Annotated in this window: 14 protein-coding genes; 7 read left to right on the top strand and 7 right to left on the bottom strand. The window is 68.8% G+C overall.

From position 1 onward, the window contains the following. The first annotated feature begins 2 nt into the window (after window positions 1-2). Window positions 3-1,424, top strand: coding sequence for a M1 family metallopeptidase (locus J2853_RS38970; protein WP_307566216.1), 1,422 nt, complete (start codon window positions 3-5; stop codon window positions 1,422-1,424). Between the two features lie 251 nt (window positions 1,425-1,675). Next, window positions 1,676-2,443, top strand: coding sequence for an SDR family NAD(P)-dependent oxidoreductase (locus J2853_RS38965; RefSeq protein ID WP_307566214.1), 768 nt, complete (start codon window positions 1,676-1,678; stop codon window positions 2,441-2,443). Between the two features lie 60 nt (window positions 2,444-2,503). Here the strand turns inward: J2853_RS38965 and J2853_RS38960 are convergent, their stop codons facing one another. Beyond that, a complete protein-coding gene (locus J2853_RS38960) occupies window positions 2,504-3,157 on the bottom strand; it encodes a TetR/AcrR family transcriptional regulator (protein ID WP_307566212.1) in 654 nt (217 codons plus the stop codon). A 147-nt stretch (window positions 3,158-3,304) separates the two neighbouring features. Between J2853_RS38960 and J2853_RS38955 the strand changes: the two genes are divergently transcribed. The 3 genes from J2853_RS38955 to J2853_RS38945 are packed head-to-tail and all read left to right on the top strand — an operon-like array spanning window position 3,305 to window position 7,130. Next, window positions 3,305-3,820 (top strand): (2Fe-2S)-binding protein, encoded by a 516-nt coding sequence (locus J2853_RS38955; protein ID WP_307566210.1) that lies wholly within the window; start codon window positions 3,305-3,307, stop codon window positions 3,818-3,820. Then, window positions 3,817-4,812: an FAD binding domain-containing protein gene (locus J2853_RS38950; RefSeq protein WP_307566208.1), complete on the top strand. Its 996-nt coding sequence runs from the start codon at window positions 3,817-3,819 to the stop codon at window positions 4,810-4,812. The genes J2853_RS38955 and J2853_RS38950 overlap by 4 nt, the downstream gene beginning before the upstream one ends. After that, entirely contained in the window at window positions 4,809-7,130 is a 2,322-nt protein-coding gene (locus tag J2853_RS38945; RefSeq protein WP_307566206.1) for a xanthine dehydrogenase family protein molybdopterin-binding subunit, read from the top strand. The genes J2853_RS38950 and J2853_RS38945 overlap by 4 nt, the downstream gene beginning before the upstream one ends. Window positions 7,131-7,364: 234 nt before the next feature. On the opposite strand, the gene J2853_RS38940 is transcribed toward J2853_RS38945, so the two are convergent. The 3 genes from J2853_RS38940 to J2853_RS38930 all read right to left on the bottom strand — a co-directional run bounded on the left by J2853_RS38940 (window position 7,365) and on the right by J2853_RS38930 (window position 13,492). Continuing rightward, the gene (locus tag J2853_RS38940; RefSeq protein WP_307566204.1) at window positions 7,365-8,741 is read right to left on the bottom strand and encodes an ice-binding family protein; all 1,377 of its coding nucleotides are present in this window, start codon (window positions 8,739-8,741) and stop codon (window positions 7,365-7,367) included. 388 nt (window positions 8,742-9,129) lie between these two features. Beyond that, window positions 9,130-9,948, bottom strand: coding sequence for a L,D-transpeptidase (locus J2853_RS38935; protein ID WP_307566202.1), 819 nt, complete (start codon window positions 9,946-9,948; stop codon window positions 9,130-9,132). Window positions 9,949-10,315: 367 nt separating this feature from the next. Beyond that, window positions 10,316-13,492, bottom strand: a complete 3,177-nt coding sequence (locus J2853_RS38930; RefSeq protein WP_307566200.1) for a penicillin acylase family protein — start codon at window positions 13,490-13,492, stop codon at window positions 10,316-10,318. A 381-nt stretch (window positions 13,493-13,873) separates the two neighbouring features. Between J2853_RS38930 and J2853_RS38925 the strand changes: the two genes are divergently transcribed. Then, window positions 13,874-15,091: a WD40 repeat domain-containing protein gene (locus tag J2853_RS38925; protein ID WP_370879555.1), complete on the top strand. Its 1,218-nt coding sequence runs from the start codon at window positions 13,874-13,876 to the stop codon at window positions 15,089-15,091. Window positions 15,092-15,241: 150 nt separating this feature from the next. After that, on the top strand, window positions 15,242-15,469 hold the full coding sequence (locus J2853_RS38920; RefSeq protein WP_307566196.1) for a CDGSH iron-sulfur domain-containing protein: 228 nt from the start codon (window positions 15,242-15,244) through the stop codon (window positions 15,467-15,469). A gap of 52 nt (window positions 15,470-15,521) precedes the next feature. Here J2853_RS38920 and J2853_RS38915 read toward each other — a convergent pair whose 3' ends face one another. The 3 genes from J2853_RS38915 to J2853_RS38905 all read right to left on the bottom strand — a co-directional run bounded on the left by J2853_RS38915 (window position 15,522) and on the right by J2853_RS38905 (window position 17,904). Then, entirely contained in the window at window positions 15,522-16,529 is a 1,008-nt protein-coding gene (locus J2853_RS38915) for an iron-containing redox enzyme family protein (protein WP_307566193.1), read from the bottom strand. A 444-nt stretch (window positions 16,530-16,973) separates the two neighbouring features. After that, a complete protein-coding gene (locus J2853_RS38910; protein WP_307566191.1) occupies window positions 16,974-17,360 on the bottom strand; it encodes a VOC family protein in 387 nt (128 codons plus the stop codon). Then, entirely contained in the window at window positions 17,350-17,904 is a 555-nt protein-coding gene (locus J2853_RS38905; RefSeq protein ID WP_307566189.1) for a DUF6817 domain-containing protein, read from the bottom strand. Before J2853_RS38905 ends, J2853_RS38910 begins: the two co-directional genes overlap by 11 nt. Window positions 17,905-17,959 lie beyond the last annotated feature (55 nt).

The raw sequence follows: 17,959 nt of genomic DNA, 5'->3' as shown, positions 1-17,959 counted from the left end.
GCATGAGACCCCGCAGCATCCGCGGCACGGCCCTCGCGGCCGCGCTGTGCGTTCTGGCGAGTGCCCCGTTGGCGCACCCCGCTCTTGCCGCTCCCGGAAAGCCCGGTGACCCGCGCCACTCGGCGGGTGCGGCCGGCATCGGCGACCCGTACTTCCCCGCCCAGGGCAACGGGGGCTTCGATGTGAAGCACTACGACGTCGCGTTCTCCTACGACCCGGCCACCAAGCGCATGGACGCCACCACGACGATCACCGCGACCGCGACCCAGGACCTGGACCGGTTCAACCTCGACTTCCGGGGCCCGAAGATCACCGACCTGAACGTGGACAGGCACAGGGCCTCGTTCCGGCGGGACGGGCAGGAGCTCGTCGTGACGCCGCGCCTGAAGCTCAAGAACAGGAAGTCCTTCACGGTGGTCGTGAAGTACGCCGGGACGCCGCCGGTCATCACGGACCCGGACGGCTCCATCGAGGGCTGGGTGCCGACCGACGACGGCGCGTTCGTGCCGGGCGAGCCGCAGGGCACTCCGGCGTGGATCCCGTCCAACGACCACCCGACGGACAAGGCGACCTTCACCTTCCACGCGACCGTGCCGGAGGGCGTCACAGCGGTCGGCAACGGCCAGCTGCTCTCGCAGAAGACCCGCAAGGGCCGGACGACGTTCGTGTGGGACTCGACCGAACCCATGGCGACCTATCTCGCCACGGTGACCATCGGCAAGTTCAAGGTCGCCACCTCGAAGACGCCCGGCGGGATCCCCGTCTACACCGCGGTCGACCCCGCGCTGGCGACCCAGTCGGCGGCCGTCGTCGCGAGGATCCCGGACATCATCGGGTACTTCACCTCGCTCTTCGGGCCGTATCCGTTCGCCTCGGCGGGAGCGATCGTCGACCGCGCGCCGAACGTCGGCTACGCCCTTGAGAGCCAGACCAAGCCGATCTTCTCCAGCGCCCCGAGCCTCAGCACGATGGCGCACGAGATCGCGCACCAGTGGTACGGCGACAGCGTGTCGCCCAAGCGGTGGTCCGACATCTGGCTCAACGAGGGCTTCGCCACCTACGCCCAGTGGCTGTGGACCGAGCACAACGGAGGGGCCACGGCGCAGCAGACGTTCGACAGTAGCGACAACTACGGCCGGGACGCGGCCGCGCCGTTCTGGCAGACCGTCACCGCCGACCCCGGCACGGCCGACCTGTTCGGCGACGTGCCGTACAACCGCGGCGCGATGACGCTGCACGCGCTGCGCGGCAAGATCGGCGACACCGCCTTCTTCAAGCTCGTCAAGGACTGGGCCGCCAAGCACAAGTACGGCAACGTGAGCACCGCCGACTTCATCCACCAGGCTTCGAGCGTCTCGGGCAAGAACCTGAAGACCTTCTTCGACGTCTGGCTCTACCGGAAGGGCAAGCCCACCACCTGGTGATTTCCGCCCCTACCGGCGGCGTTCCCATCGCCGTCCGGGCGAGAGGGCGAGCCTCACCGGCGATCTCCCTGATCGCCCCGGCGGCAGACGACGGCCATGCGAATCCGAGAGTGGATTCGCATGGCCGTCGCCGTTGTGACGTCAGGGTGCGATTCTCCGCACATGGTGCGGCCTCGGGGCGACGCACGCCTCTCCCAACAGCCGTGATACCTTCGTTCGAAGTTCATGAAACATCGAACAAAGGCATGACGATGACAAAGGACCAATCCGCCCATCAGCTCGCGGGTAAAACCGTGATCGTCACCGGGGCCGGATCCGGGATCGGCCGCGCCATCGCGATCGCGTTCGCCCAGGCCGGAGCGCATGTCCTCGGTGTCGGCCGCCGCCGGGACCCACTGGACGAGACCGCCCGGGAGCATCCCGGCATCGCCGCCTTCGCCGCCGACATCCGCGCCGAGCAGGCGCCGGAAGCGATCGTCGACGCGGCGGTCGACCGCTGGGGCCGGGTGGACGTGCTGGTGAACAACGCCGGCGGCTTCGCCGTGATGTCGCTCGCCGAGGCGACAGCCTCACGCGTCACCGACCTGTTCGACCTCAACGTCACCGCGCCCACCATGCTCGCCCAGGCGGCCCTGCCCCACCTGCGCCGGGCTCACGGCTCGATCGTCAACCTCTCCAGCACCTACGGCCACCGGCCACAGCCCGGCGCGGCCCACTACGCCGCCTCCAAGAGCGCCCTGGAGCACCTCACCCGCAGCTGGGCGCTCGAACTCACCGACGACCGCGTCCGGGTCAACGCCGTCGCCTCCGGCCCCGTCCGGACCGAGGTCCTGACCAGCGCGGGCCTCTCCGACGCCGTCGTCGAGGAGATGTACGAGCATGAGATCGGCCGCATCCCCCTGGGCCGCCTGGGCGAACCCCACGAGGTCGCCGGCTGGGTCCTCCGCCTCGGCGACCCCACCGCCCCCTGGCTCACCGGCCAGGTCGTCACCGTCGACGGCGGCCTCGAACTCATCTGACCCCGCCCAGACGCCGAGACGGGTCAGCCGGGGTCCGGCCACGAGGGCGGCCGTACCGGCTCAGCGCAGTGCCGGAAGACCGGCGGCGAGCGCCGTGAGCGCCCGCTTCAGCGTCGGCAGGAACGGCGGGCACAGCGCGGCGATGTCCGGGTCCTGCGCGTAGAGCTCGACCAGCGCCGGAGACGGGTTGGCGACCGGATAGAGGACCCCGGCGAGAGCCGTGGCCATCGCGACCACCTCGCCCCCCTCCTTCTCGGTCAGGTCGGGGTGAGCCTCCGCGACCCGCGCGCCGAGCTCCGCGATGACGCGCAGCGTGATCCGCTTGAAGGCACGGGCCGCCGGAACGGAGACGTTGTGCTCCAGGCTGGTCGACACGTGGCCGAGCAGATCGCAGAACAGCGGCCGCACCTCGATCGTCTCCGCCAGGGCCGCGATGACGTCGTCCGGCCCGGTGACGTCTCGCAGCCGCTCGGTGACCGCGTTCTGCCAGTCCTGCCACTCCTCGGCGGTGAGTTCGAGGTAGATCTCCTCGCGGGTGCCGAAGTAGCGCGCCACATTGGACTTCGCCAGCCCCACGGCCGCCGCGACACTGCCCAGGCTGACGTTGCGCACCCCGGACTGGAGGGCGAGTTCGCGCGCGGCGGCGAGGAGCGCCTCGCGCCGCTGCTGCTTGTGCTCGGGCCGCCTGGCCCGCACGAATGCCTGCTCCGTCATTTCCCAGCAAGCATACGGCGAGCTTAAGAGAACATCGTCCTCTTGTTAAGAGGACGTCGTTCTGTTAGCGTCGGCGAGTATTCAGGCGGAGCGGGTACCGGTTCAGAGGGAGCGGGTGCCGGAATACCGTCACGAGTAGGGGAACACATGGTCGAGATACGGATACGGGTCAATGGAACAACCGAGTCACTCGATCTCCCACCGCAGGTCAGCCTGCTCGACGCGCTGCGCGAACACCTTGGCCTGACCGGTACGAAGAAGGGCTGCGACCGGGGCGCCTGCGGCGCGTGCACGGTGCTCGCCGACGGCGAGCGGATCAACTCCTGCCTGGCCCTCGCCGTGCAGTACGCGGACCGCGAGATCACCACGATCGAGGGAATCGCCGACGGCGAACACGCGCACCCGCTGCAGAAGGCGTTCATCAGGAACGACGGCTTCCAGTGCGGCTACTGCACCTCCGGCCAGATCTGCTCGGCGATCGGGATGCTGGCCGAGCACGACGCGGGAACGCCGAGCGCCGTGACCGAGCACCTCTGCGCGACCGGCGAGCTGTCGGACGCGGAGATCAGGGAACGGATGAGCGGCAACCTGTGCCGATGCGGCGCCTACAACGGAATCGTCAGCGCCATCCAGGAAGTCGCCGCGACGGAGACCGTGCGATGAGGCCGTTCTCCTACGTGAGCGCCCCCGACGTCGCCACGGCGGTCCACGCGATCTCGACGGAGCCCAACGCGAAGTTCCTCGGCGGCGGGACGAACCTCGTCGACCTGATGCGCGAGCACATCGAGCGGCCCGACACGATCATCGACATCACCAGGCTTCCCCTGACCGAGATCGAGGAACTGCCCGGCGGTGGCGTCCGGATCGGAGCGCTGGTCCGCAACAGCCGCCTCGCCGCCGACCTGCTGATCCGGACCCGTTATCCGCTGCTGTCCCGGGCGATCCTCACCGGTGCCTCGGCGCAGCTGCGGAACATGGCCACGGTCGGCGGGAACCTGTTGCAGCGCACCCGCTGCCTCTACTTCTACGACGGCGCGGCCGCCTGCAACAAGCGCGAGCCGGGCAGCGGATGTGACGCGCTCGGAGGGTTCAACCGCAATCACGCCATCCTCGGCGCGAGCGACAGCTGCATAGCGGTGCACCCCTCGGACATGTGCGTCGCGCTGGCCGCGCTCGACGCCGTGGTCGAGGTGGAAAGCGTGCGCGGGATCCGGCGCATCCCTCTGGTCGAATTCCATCGGCTCCCCGGCGACGCGCCGCACGTCGAAACCGCGCTGGCCACCGATGAGCTGATCACGGCGGTCGAACTGCCGGCGTCGTCCGTCGCCGCGAACTCGCGCTATCGCAAGGTGCGGGATCGGGCGTCGTACGCCTTCGCCCTGGTCTCCGTCGCCGCCGCCCTGGAGGTCCAGGACGGTACGGTGACCGCCGTCCGGCTGGCCCTCGGCGGTGTCGCCGCCAAGCCGTGGCGGGCACACGAGGCGGAGCGGGTCCTGCTCGGCGCGCCGGCCACCGAGGAGTCGTTCCGGCGGGCGGCCGCGGCCGAGCTCGCGCCCGCGGTCGGCCTGCCCCAGAACACCTTCAAGATCGAGCTGGCACAGCGCGCGATCGTCGCGACGCTGCGGCAACTGCTCACCGATGGGAGCGCGGCATGACCCGGACCCAGGCGTCCCGGACGTCCCAGGTGCAGAGCCCACCCCGAAGCGCGACGGCCGAGCGCAGCGTCGGCAGGCCGATCGACCGGGTCGACGGCAAGGCCAAGACGACCGGCGCGGCCCGCTTCTCGGCCGAGTTCCCGTACCCCGACATCGCGCACGCCGCACTGGTGTACGCGACGATCGCCCGGGGCCGGATCACCGGCATCGACACCGCGGACGCCTCCGCGATCACGGGCGTGCTCGCGGTGATCACCCATCTGAACGCACCGGCGATGAAGCCGCCCCCGGCGATGAGTGTGATGGACCTGAGCACGCTCGCCACCGGGACGTCGGTCAACTATCTCAACACCGACGAGGTGCACTGGAACGGCCAGCCGGTGGCGGTCGTCGTCGCGGAGACCCTGGACGCCGCTCTGCGGGCCGCGGCCCTGGTCCGGGTCACCTACCGGGAACTGCCCGCCACGGTGGACTTCACCGGCGAGGAGAAGAACGCCGTCCCTCAGAAGAACAGCCCGATCCAGTCGGGCGGGGCCAGGAAGGGCGACGCGGAGGCCGCGCTCGCGGCGGCACCGTTCTCGGTGGACCTGCGGTTCACCACGCCGCCGCACCACCACAACGCGATCGAGCCGCACTCGACCACGGCGGCGTGGGACGGCGACCGGCTGACCGTCCACGAGGGAACGCAGAACATCGCCTGGACCCGCAAGCAGCTCGCCCGGAGGTTCGACGTCCCGGTGGAGGGCGTGCGGGTGATCTCGCCGTACGTCGGCGGTGCCTTCGGCGGCAAGAGCATGGTCTGGGCCGGCACGATCCTGACGGTGCTGGCGGCGCGAGTGACCGGCCGGCCGGTGCGGATGATGCTCACCCGGGAAGGGGTCTACCGAACGGTCGGCGGGCGCACCCCCTCGACGCAGCGGGTCGCGCTGGGCGCCGACGCGGACGGTAAGCTGACCGCGCTGATCCATACCAGCGTGACGCAGACCGGACGGGTCGGCGGCGGCCCCGAGCAGGTGACCTCGCAGTCGCGCCACCTCTATGACGCCGCGAACATCCTCCTCCAGCAGAACCTCGTCGAGCTGGACGCGCTCTCGAACACGGTCATGCGCGCGCCCGGCGAGTCGATCGGGACCTTCGCGCTGGAGACGGCGGTCGACGAACTGGCCTACAAGCTCGATCTCGATCCGATCGAGCTGCGGATGCGGAACGAGCCGTCGAGGAACCCGATCGACGGCAAGAGGTTCGCGCACCGGATGCTGCGCGAGGCCTACGCACTCGGGGCGGAGAAGTTCGGCTGGTCCGGCCGGACTCCGCAACCGGGCTCGATGCGGGACGGCAGGTGGCTCGTCGGCATGGGCGTCGCCTCGGCGTACCACCCGTCGTGGCAGTTCAGCGCCAACGTCACGGTACGGCTGGCGGTCGACGGCACCGTCGTGGTGCGGTGCGGCTTTCACGAGATGGGCATGGGCGGGGCGACCGCTCAGGCCCAGATCGCCGCCGACGCGCTCGGCGTGCCGTTCGACGCCGTACGGGTGGAGTACGGCGATTCGACCCTGCCCACCGGACCGGGCGCAGGCGGGTCAGGGCAGACCGCGAGCGTGGCCGCGAGCCTTCTGACCGCATGCGAGAAGCTGAAGCGGTCGGTGCTCGCCCTGGCCAGACGGTCGAGCGAGTCGCCGTTGCGAGGGCGGCGGCTGAACGGTCTCGAAGCCCGGGACGGCGGGCTCTGGGCGGGTGGAACGGGTCCGGGCGAGACCTACGTGGCGATCCTGGCCCGGGCGGGCGTGCCTTCCGTCGACGCCCGCGTCGGGTCCGAGACCCGGGTCGGTGAGGTGGCCGGGCAGGTCCGGTTCATGTCGAAGCTCCTGCTCGACAGGCGGCGCTGGGTGAAGGCCGCGTGCGGGGCGCAGTTCTGCGAGGTGCGCGTCGACCCGGACACCGGCGAGGTGCGGGTGTCCCGCTGGCTCGGGGCGTTCGACGTCGGCACGGTGATCAACGCGAAGACGGTCGGCAGCCAGCTCCGCGGCGGCATCGTGATGGGGATCGGCATGGCGCTGTCGGAGGAGACGCTCGTCGACCCGCGCAACGGCCGGATCATGAACCCCGGCCTGGCCGAGTACCACGTCCCGGTGCACGCCGACATCCCGCCGATCGACATCCACTGCCTGGACGAGCCCGATCCGACCATGCCCCTGGGCCTGGTCGGCGTGGGCGAGGTGAGCATCACCGGCACCGCCGCCGCGATCGCGAACGCGATCCACCACGCGACCGGCAAACGGGTGCGCGACCTGCCCATCACCCTGGACAAGCTGCTTTGACATCCTCTCCCGCCTGATCCCCACCGCCGGGCGGCTCACCCGTCGGAAACCCGGATGAGCCGCGTTGCCGGGAACCGTTCGACAGCCGATCGCCCGGGGCCTGTTCTGAGTCCAGGCTCCCGGACGGTTCGCCGGCGGCGAGGCGCTGTCCCGGATCATGGCCGCCGACCTGCGGGACACGGGCGGTGTCGGACAGCGCCGACGGGGTCAGCGAGGACCGACGGGATGGAGCCTTCAGCCGGTTACAGGAAAGTTCTTGTTGACCGGTCTGGGAGCGGGCGCCGGCGCCAGCCCTTCGTGGCCGTGGCCCCGGCAACGGCCGTGCCTGTGCCCGTGGCAATGCCCGTGCCCATGCCCGCGGCCGTGCCAGTACTCACGGCCGCGCCCGTGCTCACGGCCGCTGCCGCTGCCGTTGTTGTTGTTATTGCTGTTGTTGGTGCCGTGACCGGGCTCGGCCGGTGTAGGCCTCGGCGTTACCGTCGGCGTCACCGTCGCCGTCGGACTCACCGTCGGGCTGACCGTCACGGTCGGACTCACCGTCGGGCTGACCGTCACGGTCGGACTCACCGTCGGGCTCACCGTCACCGTAGGACTGACCGTCACCGTAGGACTGACCGTCACCGTAGGACTGACCGTCACCGTAGGGCTCACCGTTACCGTCGGGCTCACCGTCACCGTAGGACTGACCGTCACGGTCGGACTGACCGTCACCGTAGGACTCACGGTCGGACTCACCGTCACCGTCGGGCTCACCGTCGGGCTCACCGTCACGGTCGGACTGACGGTCGGACTCACCGTCACCGTCGGACTGACCGTAGGACTGACCGTCACCGTAGGACTGACCGTCGGGCTCACCGTCACCGTAGGACTCACGGTCGGACTCACCGTCACGGTAGGACTCACCGTCACCGTCGGACTCACCGTCGGCGGCGCGCAGTTGACCCTGATGATCGTGTTGGTGTCGAGGCTGACCTGACCGTTACGGGCCAGTACCCGGCCGTCGATGGTGGCGCCGGTTGTCACCGAGATCGACGTCAGGGCAAGGATGTTGCCCACGAAGACGGAGTTCGTTCCCAGTGTCGCGGAGCTACCCACCTGCCAGAAGACGTTGCACGGCTGCGCGCCACCGATGAGGTTGACGTTGCTGGCCGATCCGGTGATGAGTGTGGAGGCGATCTGGAAGATGAAGACGGCGTTGGGGTCGCCCTGGGCGTCCAGGGTGACTGTGCCGGTCAGCCCGAGCGAGGACGTGGACTTGTAAACGCCGGGAACGAGCGTCCGGCCAACGAGATCGCCCGCGACACCGGTGGCCGGGGTCCGGCCGGCGGCGTCGTTGTACGCGGTGGTCACGTCGGACTTTGCCCGCAGCGCGATGGCATCGGCGGTGTGCCGTGCCCCGATCACCAGGCCGGGAGGGAAACCGGTCACCGCGCTTCCCGGGCTCACGCCCAGATCTCCGATGACGGTGCTGGGACCGGTGTTGGTGACCGTGGCCCCGGCCAGAACCGCGAAGCGGCCGGCGGTTCTGAGATCCACCCGCGGTTCCGCGGCGCTCGCACTGAGCTGCACGGTGATGAGCAGAGCCACGGCGGGGACAAGCGCGAGACCCACCGCCAGCGTGGAAAACCCGGGCGACCTATGGGAGACACGAGTAAAGATAGCTTTCATTTAGCGGACCTTTCTCCTATGCAAGGGCCCTGGAGCCGCACGGCCATCACGTTTACCGAGGGTGAAATGTCCGTCCGCATGAGTCGCCGATCGATCTCAGGTTCCCCCCGTGGAGCGATCAGTGGTTCGCGAAAATCGAGAGCCCTGCCCCATGAATCCGCATGCTACCTGGAGATATAAACAATTTCGGACACGAGTCGCTTAAACTGAAAATAAAGATCAATTAATCCTTTAGCCCTATCCTGAAATCACCCGATAGTAGGATTCTTCGCCTCACGCAAAATGTCCCTGGATGACCGGCTCCGGCTCCCCCCGACACAAAAGCCCGCGATCAGGCGGTGATCATGACGAGGCTGCCCAATGGCACCCGGGACAGTACGCGCAACGCGTCGGCGGGAACCCGCACACAACCGTGGCTGATCCCACGCCCGAACACGGTCTCGTCCGACCAGCCGTGCAGGGCGATCGTGCCGGGCCCGCCACCGAAGGTGTCAAAGCTGGTCGAATGCGCGCCCAGCGGAAGGATCAGCGGACTGTAGGTCGGACGGGCGGGAGCCCGGGAGGCCAGCAGGAACGTCCGTCCCGTCGGCGTGGGCGTGGAAGGGGCGCCCACGGCCACCGTCCACGATCCCAGCCTGCGAGTGGTGTCGAACACCGTGAGTCTGTGAGCGGACAGATCGACTCGCACTCGGTAGGCGCTGTAAGCGTTCCGCAGCCCTCCACCGGCGACGTGGATCCATCCCGTCGACCGGTTCGGCCGGCTCGGCAGCAGAACCCGCACCCATCCCGGCTGCGTCTGCACCACCGGAACCCACGTCGGGCTTCCCAGCTCGGTGACGGGCAGCACCGCCACCGGCGGCCCACCCGGACGGGTATAAACCACCTGCGGCACCGTGGGATGTGTCACGACCCCGTCGGCGGGCTCGAACGGCTCCGAGTCCTGCGGCGCCTTCGGCAACTTCGCGAAGGTCGTGGCGAGCGGCAATCGCGCCATATGTGCCGCCGACACCGAGACCGGTGCGACCGGTTCCGGCGAGGCGGACGGCGGCCCGGCGTCCGGCGGCCCCACGTCCGTTCCGCAGGCGGCGGCCAGGGTCACGACAGCCAGTACCGTGCCGCACACGAGCGCCCATGTCGACCGGGCGGTCAAACGACCGGACCTGTCACATCGAAAGCGACCGGGCAACGAGAACCTCCAGAAAAAACCAACAAATGCAGCAATTTGCCATATTCGACATTCGGCGCTCGAAGGGAATCGCGGCGCCGCGGACCTACGCGGCAGTCGATACACCACGAGGCGCCACAATCCTCAGCTCAGGAGAACCCTCCACGTATAGCACCGCAGAGCACCGCGAATGAGCCTGCCTCGCCCTCGCCCACTGCAAAGTTTCGCCGGATCTCAACCGGAGCAGGTTTCTATGGAATTCCACGATATGACGTAATACGCACGGAATGGCGGCGGAATATCTCCGCCGCCATTCCGTCTCGCCTATCTCAGCGTTCTTCTCCCGTCGTCATCACCGGGAGTAGGCCTCCAGCTCGTAGAGGGAGTAGCCGTACGACGTCGCGCGCTTGACGCCCTGCATGCGGACGTAGCGGGCGCTGACCGGGCTGAACGTCACGTTGTCCACGCCGCCGTTTCCGGTGGTGGTGGAGTGGACGGTGGTCCAGGTGGATCCGTCGGGCGACGTCTGGATCGAGTACGCCGACCCGTAGGCCGCCTCCCAGCGCAGCACCGCCCTGGCCACGGTCTTGATGGATCCGAGGTCGACCTGGAGGTACTGGTTGTCGTTCCACCCGCTTCCCCAGCGGGTGGTCGGGTCGCCGTCGACGGCCGCGCTCGCCGGGTAGAAGAGCTGGGACTCGGACGCCTTCACCGCCCCTCCGCCCGCCAGGTTGGCGATCGGGTCACCGCGGTGGGCGGGGAACGACACGACCTGCTGGTAGGTCGGCCGGTTCTGCCAGGAGATCAGCGCCTGCTTGATCCCGCCGAGCGGCGACTGCCGGACGGCGTCGGCGCACCACTGGTTGCCCGCCGCGCACACGTCGTCCGCCGGGTAGGTCGTCGCCGCGGGTTCCGCCAGCGCCGCCGACAGGCTGTTCAGCAGGACCGTGCGGCAGCCCGCCACCGTGCCGTCCCCGCAGTACTTGGCGGGCAGCGGACCGGTGACCGGGTCGCCGAGCACGGCCCGGACGTCCTTGCTCACGTAGCCCCACCAGCCGTACTGGAACGACGAGCCCTTGTGCGTCTGGGCCTCGTTCGCCGAGGTGGGGAAGCTGGAGACGTCGCCCTGCTGGTGGCCCGAGGGTGACTCGTTGATCTGGAGGGCGTTGACCAGTGACTGGTACAGGCCGCCGCCCAGGCCGGGCTTGAACTGCGCGTTGACGAGTTTCGGCCACCACGCGTCGAACGCGCGGATCGCGTCGGCGTTCGCGTAGGACTTGCTGCCCGGTGTGGTTTCGAGCCTCCTGGCTCCCGACACCGCCCAGGCGGACAGTTTGGAGACCGCCGAGGCGAGTGCCGGGTCGGTCACGGTCGCACTGTTGATCACTCGGAGCAGGTCGGGCAGGACCTTCTTGCCGCGCAGGTCGGTCGTGGCGGCCTCCGCCATGATCTTCACGGTGCCCGCCCGGTCGAGCTTCCCGGATCCGGACAGGGCCGCCTTGACCGGGGCGTCCAGCAGGTCGGCCCGGTGAATCGGCCCGAAGCTGAAGTTGCCGTCCGCGGCGCCGTAGTCCTTGGCCTGCTTGTTGTTCCAGCTGACGAGGTAGTCCTGGTCGGCCGTCTGCGGGTGGGTGGCGGGATCCCTGTACGTCGCGGTGTTGGTGGACGGATCGAAGCCCGCCCACTCGTGGGCCGCGTCGGCCGGCATCGGGAGGTTCGGGTCGGACACCGCGGACCTGACCGGGTCGTTGCCCGACATGAAGTACGCCGCGTCGGAGGAGTTCACGTAGAACCAGTTGAACGCGAAGGCGATCTTGGAGGCGGAGTTCGTGAACGCCGCCGCGTCGCCCATCTGGTCCGGCTCGTTGAACATCTGGAACCCGATCGCCGAGTCGGCCTCGTGCTGGTAGGTCGACCGCAGGGTGGTGAAGGCGGTGGGCCGCCCGCCGACGGTGCCGCGCCAGCTCACCAGCCCGTACTTCGTGCGCTGCACGACCAGGTCGTACGAGCCGGCGGCGGTGGCGTCGGCGACGCTCGGCTTCCACGCGTTGGTCTTCTTCAGCGTCTCCATCGCCGTGCAGGTGCCGTGGTAGAGGTAGTGGTCCGACTCCGTGGTCACCGCCGCGCCGCTCGGGTCACAGAGCTGGAGGGCGTAGGTGTCGGTGATGTCCTGGCCGCTGGAGGTCGCGCTCCAGGCGTAGTCCGTGCCCCGGCCGAGCAGCACGTAGAAGTTGAGCCCGGAGAACGCCGCGCCGCGCGCCTGGATTCCGGGGCCGGAGATCTCCTGCAGCATGAGCAACTGGGGGGCGAAGTAGCCCGTCTGCGGGCCGAACACCGCGATCGGGTGCCCGGACGCCGACTCCTCCGCCGACACCACCACGGCGTTGGACATGCCGGGCTTGGAGTTGTCGACGAGCAGTCCGTCCAGCACGCCCTTCGCGGCGGAGGTCGAGGTGGTGGCCGATCCGCTCTCGTTCTCGGTGATGTCCACGGGCGCCGTCCCCGGGTCGGGGAGGACGGCTCCGGTGGCGCCGGGCGCGTTGCCGGAGGGGAAGCTCTGGCCGTCGTGCAGGGTGAGCGTGGCCTCCGGGTCGTTCTGCGACCGGAACGCCGACCAGACCCGGTCGCCGGCCTCCGTGCCGTACTTGGCCCGGGCCGCGACCCGCACCAGCGCGGACTGCATCTCCGCGCCGCCGCCCCCGCCGAACAGCCCGCCGATCACCCCGGAGATCGCGATCAGGTCGGTCATGGTGAAGTCCTGGGGCCCGCCCGCGTTGGTGATCGCGTCCATGTGCCCGGTCAGGACGTACTCGCCGGGACAGTCGCGGTTCGCCATGCAGCGGTCGATGTAGGCGTTGACCCCGCTCACGTAGTCCCGCACGTCGGCGTAGAGCTGCGCGCCCCGGGGGCCGGAGTCCCTGAGCCTGGTGATCTGCCCCTGGAGGTCCGCCTCGGTGTAGGGGGAGTTCCGCCAGGCGCTCTGCTCCAGGGCGCGGTTGCCCGGCGCGCCGCCGGCGAACGGCGTCAGCTCGCCGCGGCCGACGTGCCGCATCAGGTCCATCACCCACAGGCGGTCCTGCGCGCCCGCGTATCCGGCGCCGAACATCGTGCCCTGCCTGGTCGTCCCGGTGATGTGCGGGACACCCGTCGCCTTGTCGCGGACGATCTTCACGTCCGGCCGGGGGCTGGTCGTGCTCTCCACCTGCCCCTGCGGAACGCCGAAGGAGCCGTCGTTGAAGAACGTGGTGATCTGGTCGTCGGTCAGTCCGGTGTAGCCGGAGATGAGGTCGGCGTACTTGCCGAGCTGGTCGTCGCTGTGTCGCGGCATCGTGCCGAACCCCTGGTTGCCGAGAATCTCGACCAGGGTCGCGTTGCCGTTCTCGCCGGGCGGCAGGATGTCCGCGCATTCGCCGAGGCAGTAGTCGGCGGGGGTGAAGGTCGCTGCCGATGCGGGCACGACGAGGGAAGCCAGCGTGAGGATCGCGGCCGCGGAGGCAGCAGTGATCTTCCGCCGGAGACGTGCATGCATGTGAGAACCCCCAAAACATGAGGCGTGCTCGGATGTTGGGAGGAACATACTGCCGGGCCAACGGGGGATCAATGGCCGAGGTGATAATCACCCACGCGGATCATGACCGCCGGTAATCACCGGGAGTCGATCGGCCGTCGTTCGGCGACTCGGAGAACGGCGAGCCGACCCGGCAGCGAGTCCGAGCGCCTCGACACGGTCCGTCACGCCAAGAGCCACGATCACATGCCCTTGTCGTGACTTTTCCTTCCGGCGTTCCTCGCCCTCCCTATCATGTTGAAAATGATCAAGCCGGGCAGCGAACCCACCGACGGACGACACCGGCTGCCACGGCGCCGTGTCCTGCTCCTGGCCGGGCTCGGCGCCCTCACGGCCGTCGGCGTGCCGATCACGATAGCCCTCACCAGCAGCGACGATAAGGCGGCGGGACAGCCGGACGTGGCCCGTCGCGAATCCTCTGCCGCCCTCTTCGGCCACACCGACTCTGTTCACTCGGTGGCCTTCAGCCCGGACGGGACGATCCTCGCCACCGGTAGCCGCGACGAAACGGTGCGGTTGTGGGACGTGGCCGGCCGCGAAACCATTGCGACTCTCGGCCACAAGGGCTTGATCTGGTCGGTGGCCTTCAGCCCGGACGGGACGATCCTCGCCACCGGTAGCTCCGACAAGACGGTTCGGTTGTGGGACGTGGCCCGTCGCAAAACCATTGCCACCCTCACCGGCCACACCGACTCTGTCTTATCGGTGGCCTTCAGCCCGGACGGGACAACCCTCGCCACCGGCGCGGGCAGCGGCGACGGTAAGAGAGTGCGGTTGTGGGACGTGGCCCGTCGCGAAACCATTGCGACTTTCGCCGAGCACATGAGCTCTGTCCAATCGGTGGCCTTCAGCCCGGACGGGACGATCCTCGCCACCGGTAGCTCCGACAAGACGGTTCGGTTGTGGGACGTGGCCCGTCGCAAAACCATTGCCACCCTCACCGGCCACACCGACTCTGTCTTATCGGTGGCCTTCAGCCCGGACGGGACAACCCTCGCCACCGGCGCGGGCAGCGGCGACGGTAAGAGAGTGCGGTTGTGGGACGTGGCCCGTCGCGAAACCATTGCGACTTTCGCCGAGCACATGAGCTCTGTCCAATCGGTGGCCTTCAGCCCGGACGGGACGATCCTCGCCACCGGCAGCGATGACAAAACGGTTCGGTTGTGGGACGTGGCCCGTCGCGAAGCCGCCGCCACCCTCACCGGCCACACCGAAGAGGTCACCTCGGTGGCCTTCAGCCCGGACGGAGCGACCCTCGCCACCGGCAGCTGGGACGACACGGTGCGATTGTGGGACGTGGCCGGCCGTAAAAACATCGCCGTCCTCGCCGATCACTGGGACGATGTCGACTCGGTGGCCTTCAGCCCGGACGGGGCGACCCTCGCCGCAGGTGACTTCCGCACGGTGCTGTTGTGGGACGTGGCTCGTCGCGAAAACACCGCTGTTCTCACCGACCGCCTCGGCTCTGTTCACTCGGTGGCCTTCAGCCCGGACGGGACGACCCTCGCCACCGGCAGCAGCGACCTGGGCGATACCGTGATGTTGTGGTCGGCCCGATGACTCAGCCGTTCCGGCACCGAGCTGTCACGATATCGACGGGTCAGCACCACCGCCGCGCCCTGCGGAGAGAACGGTCTCGACCAGGGCGTTCTCCGTTTCACGCCCGGACCGCGGGCGTTACTTTCCGAACGGCTCGGGCATCGAACAGGAATGCACGACAAACCAGATGACGTCGTCACGGTGACCCCATGCGAGAACGGCCCGCTCCTGCTGCGCGGGGCGTTCACGATCCTGACCCAGGAGGGGCGTTCCATCGATCCGGGCAGGACGACGGTGGCACTGTGCCGCTGCGGCAGGTCGGCGACCAAACCGTTCTGCGACGGCTCGCACAAGGCGGCGGGATTCCGTGCTTCGAGCGAGCCCGACAACCCGAACTAGCGAACCCGGCAACCCGAACCGACGCGTCCCGAGGCGGCGAACACCGCCGGGATCACCGGAGGTTCGCCGCCACGCTCTCCTGCCGCAGGGAGGTGGTCCCCTCCCGCCAGCGACCCAGGACGTGCTCGGCGAAGAGCCGGTCAAGGGTCAGTGCGCAGGCGGCGCCGTAGAGGACGTCGCCGACCTGCGAGGGGTACTGCCGCGCGAACCCGCCGCACATGTCGTGGGCGGCGATCTGCTCGTGGACGGCGTCGGCCTGCACGTGCTCGTCGTAGAAACGGGCCGCCGCCTCGTCGACGCCCAGCCGCCGCAGGCCCAGGCCGTACTTGCGGTTGGGAAGCGAGGAGGTCATCTCGAACGCCGCGAGGTGTCCCAGCAGGGCGCCGCGGTGCCGCCGGTGGAGTCCGAACAGCGACATGGTGTTGGACACCGCCAGCGTGATCGCCGGCACCCGGTTGAGGTAGGCGCCGTAGGAGTCGTCCAGCTCCAGCCCGCGCATGGTGGCCCGGAACAGCTCCGAATGCATCCGCTCGACGCGGCCGCCGCCGTACTCGTCCGCCTGGATCTCCACCAGCGCGGCCTTCGCGGGACCGCTCAACCGGGGAATCGCCCAGGTGTGAGGATCGGCCTCCTTGAGGTGATAGATCGACCGGTGCATGACGAACTCACGGAACTGGTCGAGATCGGCTTCCTTCTGGAGGAACCTCGCCAAGGAGGGCCCGTCGTCGGAGGCGGCCACCAGCTCGGCCAGGGCCTGGCGCATCTGCGCGGACGGCGCGAAGGACGGGCGGGACACGGCCCGCGCCAGGCCGTGCTCCAGCCGGCCTTCCAGGATCTCCCGTACTCCCAGCAACGCCGGGTTCCACTCCCACCGGTCGTCCACCTCGTCAAAGCTCTGGTAGTGCAGCTCGTAACAGGTGAAGAGCGCGAGTTGGAGATCCTCATCCTCCAGAACCGGCTCCACGGAACGCGGAGGAAAGAGGTCGAGCCGATGCGGCGGGCGCATCAGGTGCTCGAAGAGCAGGTCCGTGAGAGGCCCCCGAGGGGTGGGTAGCTGCATCACTGTCTCCAGAGGCGATGAAGAGTTCGACAAGAGGGCGAAACCGGTGAACCGGCGCGTGTGCCCCGCTTCTGCTTCATGGACCCCCTGTTCCGCAGCCGGCTTTCCTGGCCGCCGGAGGTTCCGATGCCCCTGATGGAACCCCCGAAACACCGAAAAGATCGCAATTCACCACCGCTGAACAGCGTAAACAGTGCAATCCAGAGGTATCGCCCATGGAGACGGGGATGTGATCCGATCGCGTTCCCGAGTAAAGGCTTTGCGCTGTTGGCGCGATCATCAGGTATCCCGGAGTGACCGGCCTGCTTGCCAGGTCGACGGTGCCGGTCGGCGCGATCGCTGGTATCTGCTGGAGCGCACACCGGGTGGAAAGGGCCGTCAGCCACGACCAGCCCTGAAGACGCTGTCCGTGACAGTACCGGCCACCATACGATGCCCGGGCGTTCAACCCGATGAGCAGACGCTGATCTCGATCAGGTTGCCATCGGGATCGCGCAGGTACACGCTGTCGATCGGGCCGAGCGCGCCCGTGCGCCGGACCGGTCCTTCCTCGATCGGCACACCGTGCGCGGTCAGCTCGATGATCACCTGCTCCAGTGAATCCGTCGTGATCAAGCACAGATCGGCGCTGCCCGGGACCGGGTGAGTGGCTTTGGGTTCGAACTCCTGACCCGCCTGATGCAGGTTGATCTTCGACTGGCCAAAGACCAGCGCCCGGCGGCCGCCTCCGAAGGTGATCGGGGTCATTCCCAGTATCCGGGTGTAGAAGTCAACCGTGACCTCCAGATCGGTGACGGTCAACACCAAGTGATCGAGCCGGTCAATCCGCATCGACCGGCTCCTTTCCTGCCAGGATCGTCTGGCAGTCTGCCCAGGCCGCCGTCGACAACAGCGGCCGGGCGCGAGTGAACAGCGTCAGCAGGTCAGATCCGTACTTCGCGGCGAAGTCCGGGTCGTGGTCGGCCAGGTCGAGCTCGTTGGCCGCGGTCAGCTCGGCAAACCAGGCCGGCTCGGCCGCCGCGATCGGCGCGGTCCGGTCGGTGAACCGGTCGCGGAATTCGACGGGGTCGGTGACGCCCAACTGGGGGTAGACGTGCGCACGGTCGCAGGCGCCGTACCGATAGACCAGTTCCTCGGCCTCTGGCCCGATGACCTCCGCGAGCCGGTCCCGCTCGGCGAGGTCGAGCAGGCCAGTCGAGAAGCCGTCGGTTCCGTAGAAGGCGTGGCACAGTCCGGCTGTCCGCAGTGCGGGTGCGGCCTTCCAACGAGCCAGGCGGTCACGCACCCGAGTCAGATGATCCAGCAGCGTGCCACCGGGGTGGGGGACGGTCTCCGCGCCAAGCTGGCGTAGGAGCCGTATCGCGTTGCCATGCATGCTGGCAGTGTCCCAAGGGGCTCGGCATGGAAGATTGCCACCCCCACCGACGTCA

Source organism: Streptosporangium lutulentum (genome assembly GCF_030811455.1).
GTDB lineage: Bacteria > Actinomycetota > Actinomycetes > Streptosporangiales > Streptosporangiaceae > Streptosporangium > Streptosporangium lutulentum.
The sequence above is the reverse complement of the archived record's forward strand: the minus strand, read 5'-3'. Positions and strand labels throughout refer to the sequence as shown.

Excerpts from the sequence above, each read along its gene's own strand:
- J2853_RS38960 (WP_307566212.1), bottom strand. The coding sequence starts at position 3,157 with ATGACGGAGCAGGCATTCGTGCGGGCCAGGCGGCCCGAGCACAAGCAG.
- J2853_RS38920 (WP_307566196.1), top strand. The coding sequence starts at position 15,242 with ATGCACGACAAACCAGATGACGTCGTCACGGTGACCCCATGCGAGAAC.
- J2853_RS38915 (WP_307566193.1), bottom strand. The coding sequence starts at position 16,529 with ATGCAGCTACCCACCCCTCGGGGGCCTCTCACGGACCTGCTCTTCGAG.
- J2853_RS38930 (WP_307566200.1), bottom strand. The coding sequence starts at position 13,492 with ATGCATGCACGTCTCCGGCGGAAGATCACTGCTGCCTCCGCGGCCGCG.
- J2853_RS38950 (WP_307566208.1), top strand. The coding sequence starts at position 3,817 with ATGAGGCCGTTCTCCTACGTGAGCGCCCCCGACGTCGCCACGGCGGTC.
- J2853_RS38910 (WP_307566191.1), bottom strand. The coding sequence starts at position 17,360 with ATGCGGATTGACCGGCTCGATCACTTGGTGTTGACCGTCACCGATCTG.
- J2853_RS38905 (WP_307566189.1), bottom strand. The coding sequence starts at position 17,904 with ATGCATGGCAACGCGATACGGCTCCTACGCCAGCTTGGCGCGGAGACC.
- J2853_RS38945 (WP_307566206.1), top strand. The coding sequence starts at position 4,809 with ATGACCCGGACCCAGGCGTCCCGGACGTCCCAGGTGCAGAGCCCACCC.
- J2853_RS38970 (WP_307566216.1), top strand. The coding sequence starts at position 3 with ATGAGACCCCGCAGCATCCGCGGCACGGCCCTCGCGGCCGCGCTGTGC.
- J2853_RS38965 (WP_307566214.1), top strand. The coding sequence starts at position 1,676 with ATGACAAAGGACCAATCCGCCCATCAGCTCGCGGGTAAAACCGTGATC.
- J2853_RS38955 (WP_307566210.1), top strand. The coding sequence starts at position 3,305 with ATGGTCGAGATACGGATACGGGTCAATGGAACAACCGAGTCACTCGAT.